Below are 14,523 nucleotides of genomic sequence, written 5' to 3'. Positions count from 1 at the left end.
TTTGAAACACATCGTCGGCCACCTGACTGGAATGGCCATTGCGTTGCCACCACCCATTTACATCCAAACGGATAGAGTTACGCGCCAGTGCGGACGTTTTCCATAGCAAAACGCCCCGAGCCAGTGAGGCCCGAGGCGCTTAATAAGAGGTAGGACCCGGCATCCAGTGGATCGCATGCCTGAGCAAACAGCATTGCAGGATAATTCCGGATTTTATAGGCGTACCTGATCAGAGTTTCGCAGCGTGCCGCTGGTGACGCTGCATGTAGCGCTCCACATAGGAACACGACGGAATCACTGTGTAGCCCATTTGTTCTGCGTACTCGAGCGCCTGTTCGGTCAGCGCGGCCGCTATACCGCGGCCACGCAGTGCGTTGGGCACAAACGTGCGATAGATATCCAGGGTCTGCTTACCCAGGTCCATATAGGTCAGGTAGGCACGATGACCGTCCACACTGGTCTCGAACTGATGACCAGCCTGGTCATGGTGGATGGACAACGCCTCGCTCATCACTACTCCTCGCGGGTCAGGAATTCTGACCCCTACCTTACCGATGTTTTTCCGGCGAAGGAACATCTACGCCACCCCGTGCCTGTCTGGACACCGAGAAGAGCTTACCGATCTCGCGCAGCCGAGCACGTTACAAATAGTAGGCGCCATTGCCGTAAATGCTCAAGGCGCGCTCGTCATCGTGTAGCTCCCGCTGGTGCAGCTCTGTGTCACGTAGAGGTGGCCCGACCCAATATCCCCTGGTCGATGGCCTGTGCATTGCCGGATGTTGAGACTTAAGACGAACGCCCTTCCTTAAAGTCACCTCTACATGGACAAAGATGCGTGAGCCGATCCGCAAATTCTGAACACAAGTGTAGACCGATCAATATAGACCGACTTTCGCCTACACTCCAAAACAGCCTCTGGCGCCAGCGTGCACTCATGACCCACTATGAAGCAGCTCGCCCAGAGCGGGCCTCGCAGCTGCATACTTTTTATACAGTCTCATGAAAAGTTGCTCGAAAATTATTCAAGGCCTAGAATATTTTTTGCTTCTTGCGCTACGTCAGTTTACTTACTACAAGTAATGGGTAGTATGTACGCCGGCTAATTCCTCACTCTGAGGAGATAGCTCTTTAATAGAAAGTCCTTGAAGGGGAACACGATGAATAACGTTCTGAAATTCTCTGCTCTGGCCTTGGCCGCAGTTCTGGCTACCGGTTGCAGCAGCCACACCAAAGAAACCGAAGCACGTCTGACCGCTACTGAAGATGCATCGGCTCGCGCCCAAGCTCGTGCAGACGAAGCGTATCGTAAAGCTGATGAAGCTCTGGCTGCTGCTCAAAAAGCACAACAGACTGCTGACGAAGCTAACGAGCGTGCTCTGCGTATGCTGGACAAAGCTAGCCGCAAGTAATAATCCTTCGGGGTTGTTATCAAGCCGATCCATTCATGGATCGGCTTTTTTATTGCCCGAATTTCCTGACGGCAATAAAAAACCCGCCGAAGCCGTGAAGCCTCGACGAGTTATTTTATGAGCAATTACTGTTGCAGATCGATCGGCACACTAGTCACCAAAGGCGCGTTGTTCGGCACGGCGATTTCTACTGGCAGACCATCTTCAGCGGCTACCACATCGCGTACCACATCCCAGTTCATGCGCAAGTTATTGGCCAGGTCTTGACGCTTGAGCAAGGCGTTGATCACCGCGGTGTGCTTGTCCACTACTGACGGATTGCCATTGTCATCCAGTGGCGTATGCGCTTCCAGATAGACCTTGCCACCACTGATACCAAATTTGTACGGATCGTTGAGAATCCGCACGGATGTCCCTACCGGTACCATGCCGGCCATTTCCAGAACGTTGTTGTTGAACATGCGGAAGCACCCGTGACTGGTGCGCATACCGATGCCGAACTTCTTGTTCGAGCCGTGGATCAGGTAACCCGGAGTCCCCAGAGTGAACTTGAACGGCCCCAGCGGGTTATCCGGGCCTGCTGGGACCACGTTTGGCAACGGGTCGCCATCAGCGGCGTGCTCGGCCTTGATCGAGGCAGGCGGCGTCCAGGTCGGGTTCGGGGTTTTCGCGGTAATGGTGGTGTGGGCAATCGGCGAGCCCCAGCCTTCACGACCGATACCCAGCGGGAAGGTGTAAACCACATTCCGGCCTTTGGGGTAGTAGTACAGGCGATACTCAGCCAGGTTGATCACGATGCCTTCGCGCGGCCCTGGTGGCAGAATGAAACGCGTCGGTAGCACGACCTCGGTGCCTGCGCCCGGCAGCCACGGATCGACACCCGGGTTGGCCGCAACCATCTCCAGATAACCCAGATCATAGGTTGTGCCCAGATCGGCAAAGGTATCTTCATACTTGGCCTTGATCACTTGAACCTGGCCAACGATGTCTTCACCCGGTGGTGGTAAAGGCAGCTCCAACGCTGCAACGGGACCAGCAACACACAAGGCGGCAAGAGACAGGCAGCGGGTGACGGCGGGAAAACGCGGCAACATCCGGAAAATCCTTCGCATGATCAACGAGTAAAAAATTCATTGTACACCGCCACCCACCGCTGCGGGACGCAGCTCGGCGGACCGGTGTTGTACCGCGCCAGGAAACTGCGCTACAGCTCGAAGCGCAATTCCGGCCAGATCGGCGACGTACCGCGTTTCTGTGATTCGAGGATGGCACGACACAGCGAACACAATCGCTGGTCCTGGAAAATCGTCCGGTCGACGCTCGACCAGCGCGGTTGAGCCGGCAACAACGTGCCACACAGCGTACGGTCGACCGAACCGCCCAGCTCCAATTGACGCGTCACCAGATGTACCCGGACTTCCTGGCAGGCGAACAGATCCAGCTGTTCATCAGGCTCGATCAGTTGATAGGCAAACAGGGACCAGGCGGGACGCGGCATCGGGGGCTCCAAATCGGGGCGCCACCTTAGCCGAAAGACTGCCTGTAGAAAAGTGTCAAAGCAGCGGTTTTAGCGTCGGCCAGACATTTTCCAGCAACTTGCCCTGAGCCACCGCCGCCGGGTGAATGCCATCGGCCTGCATCAGATCGGGGTTCCCGCCCACTCCTTCGAGAAAAAACGGTACCAGCGGGATCTTTTTCTCCTCGGCGAGATTGCTGTAAACCTCGGCAAAGGCTTTGGTGTAACGCACGCCATAGTTGGGTGGCAACTGCATGCCCAGCAAAAGCACTTTGGCACCGCTGGCACGGGAGCTGTCGATCATCGACGCAAGATTTTGTTGCAATTGAGCCGGCAGCTGACCGCGCAGGCCGTCATTGCCGCCCAACTCAAGGATTACCAATTCAGGTTTATGCTCTGCAAGCAGCGCTGGCAGGCGCGCCTGGCCGCCGGCACTGGTGTCACCGCTGATGGAAGCGTTGACCACTTTATCGGCAAAACCTTCACTCTTGAGCCTCTGCTCCAGCAAGGACACCCAGCCCAAGCGGGTATCCAGGCCGAAAGCCGCGCTGATACTATCGCCAACGATCAGGACAGTACCCGCCGCTGCGTTCTGGGCCATGCACATCAAGGCCAGGCCAGCACTCAAAAACCACACACGCATCGGACTCTCCATGGGCGCAAGCATTCTCACAGCGCGCAACCTTAGCAAAGTGGTTCTCAGCGCGGAAGGTGAACTGACCATCCTGCACGAACTCAGTCTGGAACTGAACAAGGGCGACAGCCTGGCCATCGTCGGCGCCTCCGGTTCCGGTAAATCGACCCTGCTCGGCCTGCTGGCCGGTCTCGATCTACCCAGCAGCGGTGAAGTCGTGCTTGCCGGTCGAGCCTTGAGCACCCTGGACGAAGATCAACGCGCACGGATCAGGGCCGAACATGTCGGCTTCGTCTTCCAGTCCTTTCAACTGCTCGACAGCCTCAACGCTCTGGAAAACGTGATGCTGCCGTTGGAGCTGGACGGCCGCAAGGACGCCCGCGAGCGCGCCAGGGAACTGCTTGAGCGGGTCGGACTGGGCCAGCGCCTGAGTCACTCGCCACGCCAGCTCTCCGGTGGCGAACAGCAACGGGTAGCGATTGCCCGCGCATTTGCCGCAGAGCCTGACGTGCTGTTCGCCGATGAACCTACCGGCAATCTCGACAGCCACACCGGCGAGCGCATCAGCGACCTGCTCTTCGAACTCAATAAAGAAAGCGGCACGACCCTGGTGCTGGTGACCCACGACGAACGTCTGGCGCACCGCTGCCGGCGCCTGATCCGCCTTGAAGCCGGCCTGCTGGTCGCCCCACTGGAGCCTTGATGGCACGCTTGCCGCTGCTGCGCCTGTTCAGCCTCGCCATCCGTCAATTGCTGCGCGATGCCCGCGCAGGCGAACTGCGGGTGCTGTTCTTCGCCTTGCTGGTCGCCGTGGCGGCGAGTACCGCCATCGGTTATTTCGGCGCGCGCCTGAACGGCGCCATGCTGTTGCGCGCGACCGAGTTTCTCGGCGCCGACTTGCTACTCGAAGGCAGCTCACCAGCGCGACCAGAACAGATTCAAAGCGGCACCGCGCTGGGCCTGGAACATGCCCAAGTGGTCGAGTTCTCCAGCGTTATCGCTACGGATAGCGGCATTCAGCTGTCCAGCATCAAAGCCGTCGACAATGCTTATCCATTGCGTGGCGAGCTGAAAAGCGCGGTCGCCCCTTACGCTCCGGAAGAAGTCGGAGGCAGCCCGAAACCCGGCGAAGCCTGGGCCGAGGCCCGGCTGTTGCCAGCGTTGAATCTGAAGATCGGCGACAGTATCGACGTCGGCATAAAAACCCTGCGCCTGACCCGGGTGCTGACCTACGAGCCGGATCGCGCCGGTAATTTCTACAGCCTGACACCCAGGGTAATGATCAACCTGGCCGACCTTGAGGCCACTGGCGTGGTGCAACCCGGTAGCCGCGTCAGCTATCGCGAGCTTTGGCGCGGCGCGGCGCCCGCCCTGGAAGCCTATCGACAGCAGATCAAACCCGGTCTGGCCGCCAACCAGCGATTGCAGGACGCGCGTGACGGCAACCGGCAAATCGGCGGTGCATTGGGCAAGGCCGAACGTTACTTGAACATGGCCAGTCTGGTGGCAGTGCTGCTTTCCGGGGTGGCGGTCGCGCTTAGCGCTACCCGCTTCGCCACTCGCCGTTTCGACGCCAGCGCCTTGCTGCGCTGTCTTGGTTTGTCACGCCGGGAAACCATGCTGTTGTTCAGTGTGCAGTTGACCGTACTCGGTCTGCTGGCCAGTCTCAGCGGTGCCCTGCTCGGCTGGTTTGCCCAGCTCGGTTTGTTCTATCTGTTGCATGACCTGCTGCCGACCGATGTACCGCCGGGCGGTCTGCTGCCGGCGATCGCCGGGATCGGCACCGGGCTGGTGGCCTTGGCCGGGTTCGCCCTGCCGCCATTGGCCGCCCTGGGGCGTGTTCCACCGCTGCGAGTGTTGCGCCGGGACATGTTGCCAATCCCCTCAAGCACCTGGGTGGTCTATGGCGCGGCATTGGCGGCGCTCGGGTTGATCATGTGGCGCTTGAGCCTGGACCTGGTCCTGACCTTCGCCCTGCTCGGCGGCGGTGTGATTGCCGCGCTGGTGCTCGGCAGCCTGTTGCTGCTGCTGTTGCAAAGCCTGCGCCGATTGCTCGCGCGTGCTTCCCTGCCGTGGCGCCTGGGATTGGGTCAGTTGCTGCGCCATCCGCTGGCAGCCGCGGGTCAATCACTGGCCTTCGGCTTGATTCTGTTGTCGATGGCGCTGATCGCACTGCTGCGCGGCGAGTTGCTGGACACCTGGCAGAACCAGCTGCCCAAAGATGCTCCCAACTATTTCGCACTGAATATCCTGCCCGCCGATAAAGAAGCCTTCACCAACCGGTTGATTGAGCTGTCCGCGCAATCGGCACCGCTGTATCCCGTCGTGCCGGGACGGCTGATCAGCATCAATGGCGAACCGGTGCGGGAAATCGCCAGCAAGGATTCCGAAGGTGATCGGGCGATCCAGCGCGATCTGAGCCTGACCTGGGCTGCCAACTTGCCACCGGGCAACATCCTCACGCAGGGCTCGTGGTGGTCGGATCAGCCTTCGGGCGACATTCCGGGTGTTTCGGTCGAGGCCAAAGTGGCCGAAAGCCTGAAACTCAAACTCGGCGACCATCTGATCTTCACCGTGGGTGGGGTCAATCGCGAAGCGCAGGTCACCAGCCTGCGGACGATCAACTGGGATAACTTTCAGCCTAACTTCTTCATGATCTTCCAGCCGGGGACCTTGAAGGATCTGCCCGCCACTTACCTGACCAGCTTCTATCTGGCCGCCGGTCACGATCAGCAGATCATCGACCTCTCGCGGGCCTTCCCGGCGGTGACCATTCTTCAGGTCGAAGCGTTGCTCGCGCAGCTGCGCAGCATCCTCGCCCAAGTCACGCTGGCAGTGGAGTACGTGCTGTTGTTCGTTCTCGCAGCGGGGATGGCGGTGTTGTTCTCCGGTTTACAAGCGACACTGGATGAACGTATTCGCCAAGGCGCGCTGCTGCGTGCCTTAGGGGCGGAGCGGCAACTGCTGGTCAAGGCGCGGCGTATTGAGTTCGGTTTGCTGGGTGCGGTCAGCGGTCTGCTGGCAGCATTGGGTTCGGAGTTGGTGAGCCTGGTACTTTACCGCTACGCCTTTGATCTGGCCTGGCATCCGCATCCGTGGCTGCTGCTGTTGCCGGTGATCGGCGCGCTGCTGGTGGGTGGCGCTGGGGTGTTCGGCACGCGACGGGCCTTGAACGCCAGCCCTCTGACAGTCCTGCGCGAGGGTTGATGGGCTCGGGCCGGGCTTCATGAGCGCTGGCCCGTGCGGCAATCTATTTCACGTATTCGATTGTGTTCACCCACCACTCCATGTCGCCATGGGGGGTCGGAACGACGACGTCGTCGCCGACTTCTTTTTTCAGCAACGCACGGGCCATCGGCGAATCGATGGAGATGTAATCCATGCGTTCGTAAATCTCGTCGTAGCCGACGATTCGAAAACGCTTGGTTTCACCGGCTTCATTTTCAATCTCGACCCAGGCACCGAAGAAAACCCGCCCTTCCTGCTCGGGTGAGTACTCCACCACCCGCATATCTTCCAGACGCTTGCGGATGTACCGGACGCGACGGTCTATCTCCCGCAACAGTTTTTTATTGTATTGGTAGTCTGCGTTCTCGCTTCGATCGCCCAAAGAAGCCGCCCAGGTGACTTTCCGGGTGGTGTCGGGACGCTTCTCTCGCCAAAGGTAATCCAGCTCCTTTTTCAGGGCTTCATGACCTTCCTTCGTGATGATCTTCGTGCTCAATGGTCTGCTCGCTTTTCCTGGCGCGGCGGCCAGCTTACCACTCAGAAGTTCGCTGCAAACCCAAGGTTCGCAGCAATTTCTTCGTCCTGATTACCCGTTCAAGCCTTCTCGACCAGCGGATAAAGCGCCTCATCGAACTGCGACAAGCGCGGGAACTCGATGGGTTGGTCGTCGGCGATGTTTTCCAGACGCTGCTGATAGCCCTGCAGGAAGTCCTTGCGCGCCTCGGCGCTGATGTACGGCACATGCCAAGCCACGAACGGCTCCAGCACATCGAAGCCAACATAGGCCAGCGTGCCGCGCAGGATCGGTCGCAGCATGTCTTGCAGCGGGCCATGAATCGCGCCTTCGCCAAACATATGCTCACGGCCGCCCAGGGTCACCGTCACCAGTGCCTTCTTGCCACTGAGCCCGCCCTGATCGTAGAAACGTTTGCCGCCGTAGCAGACACCGGAAACCAATACCCGGTCGATCCAGCCTTTAAGCATCGCCGGCGCCGAGAACCAGAAAATCGGGAAGTTCAGAATCAGCAGATCGGCCCACAGCAGCTTGTCCAGTTCTTGCTGAATATCCGCCGCCAGCGACTGGCTTTTAACCCCCAGACGCTGCTCCAGCGCATAGACCAGATAGTCCGGATTTTCTCGCGAGGAGAAGTCATCGGCACTGGCCACCGGGTTCCAGTTCATTGCATACAAATCACTGACCTGCACCTGATGCCCTTGGGCTTTCAAGGTTTCTACCGCCTGGTCGCGTAAGGCGGCGGTAAAGGAGTTGGGCTCGGGATGGGCGTGGACGATCAATACTTTCATGGGAATTCCTTGGACGTTTTCAAGCTTGGAAGACGAAGGCTGGAAGGCGAAGGCCGGGCAACGGTCATGGCGAGGTTACACTTGCATCGCCTTCACTTCGACAAACTCGGCCAGCCCCTCCTCCCCCCACTCGCGACCATTGCCCGACTGTTTGTAGCCACCAAACGGCGCCTGATAGTTGAACGCCCCGCCATTGATAAAACACTGCCCGGCACGCATTTGCCGACCCAGCCCGAGTGCGCGCTCAGTGCTGCCAGCCCATACGCCGCTGGACAAACCGAACGGCGAGTCGTTGGCCATTTGTATGGCCTGGGCTTCATCCGAATAGGGAATCAGGCACAGCACCGGGCCGAAGATTTCTTCCTGGGCAATGCGCATCCGGTTATCGACGTCGGCAAACAGCGTTGGCTTGACGTAAAAACCGCGCTCGAACTCGTCGGTCGTTTCTCCGCCACACAGCAGGCGTGCGCCCTCTTGCTGACCGATTTGAATGTAGTCACGCACGGTACGTCGCTGCGTCGCCGAGCACATCGGACCGAGGAAACTCTGCGGGTCGAGCGGATCGCCCATGCGCAGGCTTTGGGTCTCGGCCAGTGCCACTTCCAACGCCTCGGCATAGCGGCTGGCGGGCAGCAGCATGCGGGTCAACGCGGTGCAGGTCTGTCCGGAGTTGATCATCACGTCCTGCACGCCGTAGCGCACAGCCGCCGCCAGATCGGCATCTTCTGCGATCAGCAACGGCGACTTGCCGCCCAGTTCCAGACAGACCCGCTTGACCGAAGGCGCTGCCGCCTGCGCCACGCGAACGCCAGCGCCGGTCGAGCCGGTGAACGAGACCATGTCCACGTCCGGGTGTTTGGCCAAGGCTTCACCGACCTTCGAGCCCGGCCCGCTGACCAGGTTGAACACCCCGGCCGGCAGGCCAATGGCTTCGATCATTTCGGCCAGCAAGAAGGCGTGCAGCGGGGTTTCCTGGCTCGGTTTGACCACCACCGTGCAACCGGCGGCTAGCGCCGGCGCGAGTTTGCCAATCAGTTGATGCAGCGGGTAATTCCACGGATTGATGAACGCGCAGACACCGACCGCCTCGCGGATCACCAACGAGTTACCGACCTCGCGCACCTCATCCATCAGCCCGGCGATGTCGATGTACTGCTCCAGCCCGGCAATCGGTCCGTCGACTTGCACCGAGCGGCACCATTGCACTGGCATGCCGAGTTCAGCGGTAATCACCGCTGCCATCTCGTCGGCCCGCGCGCGCAACTGGTCGGCCAAGCCACGGATATAGGCCGCCCGCACACTGGACGAGGTTCGCGACCATGGGCCGAAGGCCCGCCGTGCAGCAGCCACGGCGCGTTCGACATCACGCTCGTCACCCAACGGCACCGAGCCTGCGACCTGTTCAGTGGCCGGATTGATCACCTCGGCCATGCCCTGACCTGAAGGTGCCTGCCAGGCGCCGTCGATAAATAGTGCGGTGTGATTACGCATCAACCAGAGTCTCCATCAATTCATTGGCACAGCGGGCGATCCGCTGGCAGGCATCACGCAGTGGCGCGGCGCCGAGTACCAGACCGAGGCGAATATGCCCGGCGGCGCTGGGGCCGAACGCTTCACCGGCCAGCACCGAGACACCGTGCCGATCCAGCAGACGGTCGGCGAACGCGTGGGCGCTGAGCCCGGTTTCGCGAATGTCGACCATCACGAACATGCCACCATCGGGTTTCAGCGCGCGCACACCGGGGCAATCGGCCAAACATTCGCAGACCAGATCCCGGCGCTGGCGATAGGCCAGGCGCATGGCTTCCAGTTCCGGCAGTTGGGTTTCCAGCGCGACCACCGCGGCGTCCTGAATAAAATCCGGAGAGCCGTAGAGCATGCACAACGCGAGGTTTTCCAGATGCCCGGCGAGCGACTGCGGCGCGACCACCCAGCCGACGCGCCAGCCGGTCATGGCGTGGGATTTGGACAAACTGTTGAGCGTTGCGGTGCGCTCGGCCATGCCCGGCAAACTGGCCGGGCTGATGTGTTCACCCTCGAACAACAGCTCGCTGTAAACCTCATCGGAAATCAGCCACAGATCATGGGCGATACACAGCTCGGCCAGCGCCTGCCAGGTGCTGCGCGGCAAGCTGGCGCCAGACGGGTTGTGCGGACTGTTGAGCGCCAACGCCCGAGTGCGCGGCGTAATGCGTGCAGCGACGTCTTCAGGCAACACCCGAAAGCCGTTCTCGGAACGTACCGGCACCGGAATCACCACCGCACCGCAGGCACCGAACACCGCTTCATAGGTGACGTACATCGGCTCGGCGACGATCACTTCATCACCGGGATTGAGCACGCACTGCGCAACGCTGAACAGCGCGCATTGCGCACCGGCCAGCACCACGACCTGATCGGCATCGACCTGTTGGCCGCTGCGTTGGCGATGACGTTTGGCGATGCTTTCCCGCAGGGCACGCTTGCCGCGCACCTCGGCGTAATGGGTATTGCCCGCCAGCAAGCTATCGACGGCCGCTTGCACGATCGGCACCGGGGTATCGAAATCCGGGTCGCCTACCGAGAGCAGCAGAATATCTTTGCCCTGCTCCTGAAGCGCCAGGGCACGGTAATGAATTTCCCAGGCGGCAGCGCCATCACCGGCGATACGTTGGGTCAGATCGGAAAAACGCATGAGGGCTTGTTCCTTATTGAGGGTTTAACCGACCAGCGCACAGGCGTGCTTGAGTTCGATCAGGGTCACGCCGTTTCGGCTGAAACCGGCACGCAGGTCGGTTTGCAATTCATCCAGGCTCTGCGGTTGCGTCACGGTGCAACCAAAGGCGCGGCCCAATGCGGCGAAATCCGGGTTGCGCGGCAATACGCCAATGGGCTCGATATCCAGCCCGAGCATGTCATCGCGAATCTGCCCCAAGGCGTCGTTGTTCCACAGCAACACCACCAACGGGCTGTCCAGTTCTTCCACCGCCGTCGCCAACTCTTGCGCGGTATAGAGAAAACCGCCGTCGCCGACCAGCACTAATCCCGGCCGGTTCGGCGCACCGAACTTGGCCCCAATACCAGCCGGCAAGCCATAACCCAAGGTGCCGTAGCCGGTGGGATGCAGCCAACTGCGCGGCGCATTGCTGCTGAAGGCGTAATTGCCGGTGTAGGCCAGTTGGGTCATGTCGCTGCTGATAAAGGCGTTGTCCGGCAATTCAGCCGAGACGCGGTCGAGAATCGCCTGATGGATCGACTGCAAAGCCCCGTGCCCGGCCTTGACCGCTTTACGCAACGTGTCGACGGCTTGAATGGCAGCACTCGCATCGCGTGCGGGTTCGACCAGACGCGCCAGCAAAGCAGCCACGGTTTGCTGTGCATCGCCCTGCAAGGCAACGGCGCACGGGTAAAAATCGTTGAACTTGCGCGAGTCGATATCCACCCGCAGCAGCTCGGCATTCAGCGGCAGACGCTCACGCCAATAGTCGGTGTCGGCCATCTCCGTGCCGACCGCGAGCACCACATCGGCTTCGGCGATCAGCTTCCAGCCGGGTTCCACGCACAAGGTCGAACCTGCATTCAGTGGCGCATCCGGCGGCAGCAAACCCTTGCCGGCGACACTGCTGAAAAACGGTGCAGCCAGCTTCGTACTCAAAGCCTCGAGCACATGCCCTGCATTCAGCGCACCGCCACCGGCGATGATCATCGGCCGGCGTGCCGCTTGCAGCTTTGCCGCAGCCTGATCCAACGCATCGGCAGCCGGTACGCCGCGTCCCGGACGGCGCACCACTTCATGGCTCCAGTCACGCGTCACCGGCGCGGCCAGCACATCCAGCGGCACCGAAATGTGCACCGGACGTGGACGCTCGCTGTCGAATACCGCGTAAGCGCGGGCGATCAGTTCGGGCAAATCCTCGGCACTCAAGGCCACCGCCGAGAATGCGGTGATCGGCGCAGTCATCGCGCGCTGGTCCTGGGTTTCGTGCAGGCAGCCCCACCCTTTGCCGAGACTGGCGGTATGGTTGACGCTGGAAATCACCAGCATCGGGATCGAGTCGGCGTAGGCCTGGCCGATAGCGGTCGCCGCATTGGTCACGCCGGGACCGGTAATGATGAAGCACACACCCGGTTTGCCGCTGACCCGCGCATAGCCGTCGGCCATGAAACCGGCCCCTTGCTCGTGCCGGGTCAGCACATGGCGAATGCCGCTGCCGGGCAAGCCGCGATACAGCTCCAGCGTGTGCACACCGGGAATGCCGAACACGGTGTCGACGCCGTAATTGGCCAACAGGCGCACCAGGGTCTGGCCGCCGGTCAAGGTTTTGCTTTGCATGCTCATATCCTCACGCATGGCCGAGGCGAATCAACGCGTCGACCGCAGTCGTGCCATCGGCACCGACCAACAATGGGTTCACATCAAGTTCGAGCAACTGACTGGCGTTTTCACAGGCGTAGTCCGCCACGGCCCGGATCGCGGCAACCAGCGCGTCCAGATCCGCCGCTTCGCGACCACGAAAACCTTGCAGCAAGGGAGCGCTGCGCAGGTTCAGCAACGCGGCGCGAATGGCCCCGTCATTGGTCGGCAACAGCAGGCTGCGGCTGTCCTTGAGCAGTTCCACCAGAATCCCGCCAGCACCGATGACCAGCGCCAGCCCGAAATGGGTTTCACGCTTGATACCCACGATCAACTCGGCCAACGGCGGCGTCGCCATGCGTTCCAGCAGCACTTGATCGAACGGCACACCCGACGCGTAGTCGGCAATCCGCCCGCGCATCTGTTCCAACGCGTCGCTCAACGCCTGCGCATCACGCAGATTCAGCGCCACGGCACCGGCTTCGGTCTTGTGCGGTAGCTGGGCGCTGACGGCCTTGAGCACCAGTGGATAACCCAGGGAATTCGCCGCGGTCAGCGCCTCGGCTGGCGTACTCAACAGGCCTTGCGGTGTCGGCAGGCCAAAGGCGCGCAAGGCCTGTTTGGACTGCCATTCATCCAGCAACTGCCCCTCGCCTTCCAACGCCTGTGGACAAATCGGCACCAGCGCCGCCTCACCGAGCGCCAGCAAGGCCTGACGATGCTGTTGATAACCGGCGATCCGGCCCCATGCGGCCAAACCGTCTTCCACACCTTGCAACGCCGCCACGCCACGAACGTGCAGACGCTCGCGGGCGCTGGCCGGCAGCAGCTCGGGAAAGGCCGAGGTGACGAAACCGGTCTTGCCGTGACGGGTCAACGCCGCGCAGTACAGCTCCAACAGCAGGTCACATTCCTTGCGCTCACCGGTCGCTTCAGAGGGGTAATCGAGCACCAACACGGCGGCATCGGCTTCAGTGCGCAGAGCACTGTCGAGCATCCTGTCCAGCGCTTCGCGGTCACCCCAGATCGCCGTGGTGAAATCCAGCGGGTTGACCAGATTGGCGTAGCTCGGCAGCACTTGATCCAGTTCGATCCGTTGGCTTTCGTCGAGTGTGGGCAGGCTCAAGTCGTTGCGTTCGGCGTAGTCGGCGATCAGCCCGGCATCGCCACCGGAACAGGCCAGCGCGATCAGGCTCTTGCCAGCCGGTAGATTGCCGCACGCAGCAGCTTTCAGGGTTTCGACAAAACTCACCGGACCGCTGACGCGAATCACTCCGAGGCGATCGAACAGGCTGTCGTACAGCGCATCGGAACCGGCCAGCGAACTGGTGTGGCTAAGGGCCAATTCAGCGCCGATCTGCGACACACCGGTTTTCAGTGCGATGATCGGAATGCCCTTCTCCAGCGCCTTGTGCGCCGCCCGGGCAAAACCGGGAACGTTCTTCAGACCTTCCAGGTGCAAGCCGATCGCCGTAACGCGCGGCTCGTCGAGCAGCACATCCATCAATTCGGCAATGCCCAATTGCGCCTGGTTGCCGACTGAAGCCATATAGGCCACTGGCAACGAGCGATCACTCATGGACAGGTTGTAGGCAAAGTTGCCGCTCTGGGTCAGTACCGCAACGCCCTTCTCGACTGTCTTGCCGCCATGGGCGACCGGCCACAGCGCTGAGCTGTGCAGGTAATCGAGCAAGCCATAGCAGTTGGGGCCGAGCAAGGCCATATCGCCAGCCGCCTCAAGTAGCTGATCCTGCAAGGCCTGACCTTGCGCGCCGGTCTCGGCAAAACCGGAGGCGTAACAAATCGCTCCGCCCGCACCTTTTGCCGCCAGCTCGGCGACGCAGGTCAAGGTCAGCTCGCGGTTGGTGGCGATGAATACCGCGTCCGGTCCGCACGGCAGTTCTGCGACGCTGCGCACACAAGGCACGCCTTCGAGGCTGTCGTGTTGCGGATTAACCAGCCACATCTGGCCTTGGTAGCCGCCTTCAGCACAGCGCTTGAGCGCGCGGGCCATGCTCCGGCCGCCGACAAATGCCAGATGACGCGGCGCGAGCAGGCGTTTGAGGTTGTCGCGAATGTGTTGGGACATATGCGTTCT

Annotated in this window: 13 protein-coding genes; 3 read left to right on the top strand and 10 right to left on the bottom strand. The window is 60.9% G+C overall.

The window, feature by feature from the left end:
* Positions 1-229 precede the first annotated feature (229 nt).
* A complete protein-coding gene (locus tag ACN1C3_RS22600; RefSeq protein ID WP_419117976.1) occupies positions 230-511 on the bottom strand; it encodes a GNAT family N-acetyltransferase in 282 nt (93 codons plus the stop codon).
* A gap of 646 nt (positions 512-1,157) precedes the next feature.
* On the opposite strand from ACN1C3_RS22600, the gene oprI reads away from it, so the two are divergent.
* A complete protein-coding gene (oprI, locus tag ACN1C3_RS22595; RefSeq protein ID WP_419117975.1) occupies positions 1,158-1,409 on the top strand; it encodes an outer membrane lipoprotei OprI in 252 nt (83 codons plus the stop codon).
* 125 nt (positions 1,410-1,534) lie between these two features.
* On the opposite strand, the gene ACN1C3_RS22590 is transcribed toward oprI, so the two are convergent.
* The 3 genes from ACN1C3_RS22590 to ACN1C3_RS22580 form a co-directional block, all read right to left on the bottom strand.
* Complete coding sequence (locus tag ACN1C3_RS22590) at positions 1,535-2,503, bottom strand: L,D-transpeptidase family protein (RefSeq protein ID WP_419117974.1); 969 nt, start codon at positions 2,501-2,503, stop codon at positions 1,535-1,537.
* A 110-nt stretch (positions 2,504-2,613) separates the two neighbouring features.
* Entirely contained in the window at positions 2,614-2,907 is a 294-nt protein-coding gene (locus tag ACN1C3_RS22585) for a hypothetical protein (protein ID WP_419117973.1), read from the bottom strand.
* 55 nt (positions 2,908-2,962) lie between these two features.
* On the bottom strand, positions 2,963-3,568 hold the full coding sequence (locus tag ACN1C3_RS22580; RefSeq protein ID WP_419117972.1) for an arylesterase: 606 nt from the start codon (positions 3,566-3,568) through the stop codon (positions 2,963-2,965).
* Between the two features lie 10 nt (positions 3,569-3,578).
* Here ACN1C3_RS22580 and ACN1C3_RS22575 point away from each other — a divergent pair, with 10 nt between their 5' ends.
* Together ACN1C3_RS22575 and ACN1C3_RS22570 are read left to right on the top strand one after the other, a co-directional pair.
* Positions 3,579-4,262, top strand: a complete 684-nt coding sequence (locus ACN1C3_RS22575) for an ABC transporter ATP-binding protein (RefSeq protein WP_419117971.1) — start codon at positions 3,579-3,581, stop codon at positions 4,260-4,262.
* Entirely contained in the window at positions 4,262-6,766 is a 2,505-nt protein-coding gene (locus ACN1C3_RS22570; protein WP_419117970.1) for an ABC transporter permease, read from the top strand. Before ACN1C3_RS22575 ends, ACN1C3_RS22570 begins: the two co-directional genes overlap by 1 nt.
* A gap of 43 nt (positions 6,767-6,809) precedes the next feature.
* On the opposite strand, the gene greB is transcribed toward ACN1C3_RS22570, so the two are convergent.
* The 6 genes from greB to ACN1C3_RS22540 form a co-directional block, all read right to left on the bottom strand.
* Positions 6,810-7,283, bottom strand: a complete 474-nt coding sequence (greB, locus tag ACN1C3_RS22565; RefSeq protein WP_419117969.1) for a transcription elongation factor GreB — start codon at positions 7,281-7,283, stop codon at positions 6,810-6,812.
* 98 nt (positions 7,284-7,381) lie between these two features.
* The gene (locus tag ACN1C3_RS22560; RefSeq protein WP_419117968.1) at positions 7,382-8,092 is read right to left on the bottom strand and encodes an NAD(P)H-dependent oxidoreductase; all 711 of its coding nucleotides are present in this window, start codon (positions 8,090-8,092) and stop codon (positions 7,382-7,384) included.
* A 75-nt stretch (positions 8,093-8,167) separates the two neighbouring features.
* Positions 8,168-9,583: an aldehyde dehydrogenase family protein gene (locus ACN1C3_RS22555; protein ID WP_419117967.1), complete on the bottom strand. Its 1,416-nt coding sequence runs from the start codon at positions 9,581-9,583 to the stop codon at positions 8,168-8,170.
* Positions 9,576-10,766, bottom strand: coding sequence for a pyridoxal phosphate-dependent aminotransferase (locus ACN1C3_RS22550; protein ID WP_419117966.1), 1,191 nt, complete (start codon positions 10,764-10,766; stop codon positions 9,576-9,578). The genes ACN1C3_RS22555 and ACN1C3_RS22550 overlap by 8 nt, the downstream gene beginning before the upstream one ends.
* Positions 10,767-10,790: 24 nt before the next feature.
* A complete protein-coding gene (locus ACN1C3_RS22545; RefSeq protein WP_419117965.1) occupies positions 10,791-12,404 on the bottom strand; it encodes a 5-guanidino-2-oxopentanoate decarboxylase in 1,614 nt (537 codons plus the stop codon).
* A 10-nt stretch (positions 12,405-12,414) separates the two neighbouring features.
* A complete protein-coding gene (locus ACN1C3_RS22540; protein ID WP_419117964.1) occupies positions 12,415-14,514 on the bottom strand; it encodes an acetate--CoA ligase family protein in 2,100 nt (699 codons plus the stop codon).
* Positions 14,515-14,523: the final 9 nt, after the last annotated feature.

It is taken from the genome of Pseudomonas sp. H11T01 (assembly GCF_048515765.1).
Classification (GTDB): Bacteria; Pseudomonadota; Gammaproteobacteria; order Pseudomonadales; family Pseudomonadaceae; genus Aquipseudomonas.
The sequence above is the reverse complement of the archived record's forward strand: the minus strand, read 5'-3'. Positions and strand labels throughout refer to the sequence as shown.

Excerpts from the sequence above, each read along its gene's own strand:
- ACN1C3_RS22570 (WP_419117970.1), top strand. The coding sequence starts at position 4,262 with ATGGCACGCTTGCCGCTGCTGCGCCTGTTCAGCCTCGCCATCCGTCAA.
- ACN1C3_RS22545 (WP_419117965.1), bottom strand. The coding sequence starts at position 12,404 with ATGCAAAGCAAAACCTTGACCGGCGGCCAGACCCTGGTGCGCCTGTTG.
- ACN1C3_RS22585 (WP_419117973.1), bottom strand. The coding sequence starts at position 2,907 with ATGCCGCGTCCCGCCTGGTCCCTGTTTGCCTATCAACTGATCGAGCCT.
- ACN1C3_RS22555 (WP_419117967.1), bottom strand. The coding sequence starts at position 9,583 with ATGCGTAATCACACCGCACTATTTATCGACGGCGCCTGGCAGGCACCT.
- ACN1C3_RS22600 (WP_419117976.1), bottom strand. The coding sequence starts at position 511 with ATGAGCGAGGCGTTGTCCATCCACCATGACCAGGCTGGTCATCAGTTC.
- ACN1C3_RS22540 (WP_419117964.1), bottom strand. The coding sequence starts at position 14,514 with ATGTCCCAACACATTCGCGACAACCTCAAACGCCTGCTCGCGCCGCGT.
- ACN1C3_RS22590 (WP_419117974.1), bottom strand. The coding sequence starts at position 2,503 with ATGTTGCCGCGTTTTCCCGCCGTCACCCGCTGCCTGTCTCTTGCCGCC.
- ACN1C3_RS22580 (WP_419117972.1), bottom strand. The coding sequence starts at position 3,568 with ATGCGTGTGTGGTTTTTGAGTGCTGGCCTGGCCTTGATGTGCATGGCC.
- ACN1C3_RS22560 (WP_419117968.1), bottom strand. The coding sequence starts at position 8,092 with ATGAAAGTATTGATCGTCCACGCCCATCCCGAGCCCAACTCCTTTACC.
- ACN1C3_RS22575 (WP_419117971.1), top strand. The coding sequence starts at position 3,579 with ATGGGCGCAAGCATTCTCACAGCGCGCAACCTTAGCAAAGTGGTTCTC.
- oprI (WP_419117975.1), top strand. The coding sequence starts at position 1,158 with ATGAATAACGTTCTGAAATTCTCTGCTCTGGCCTTGGCCGCAGTTCTG.
- ACN1C3_RS22550 (WP_419117966.1), bottom strand. The coding sequence starts at position 10,766 with ATGCGTTTTTCCGATCTGACCCAACGTATCGCCGGTGATGGCGCTGCC.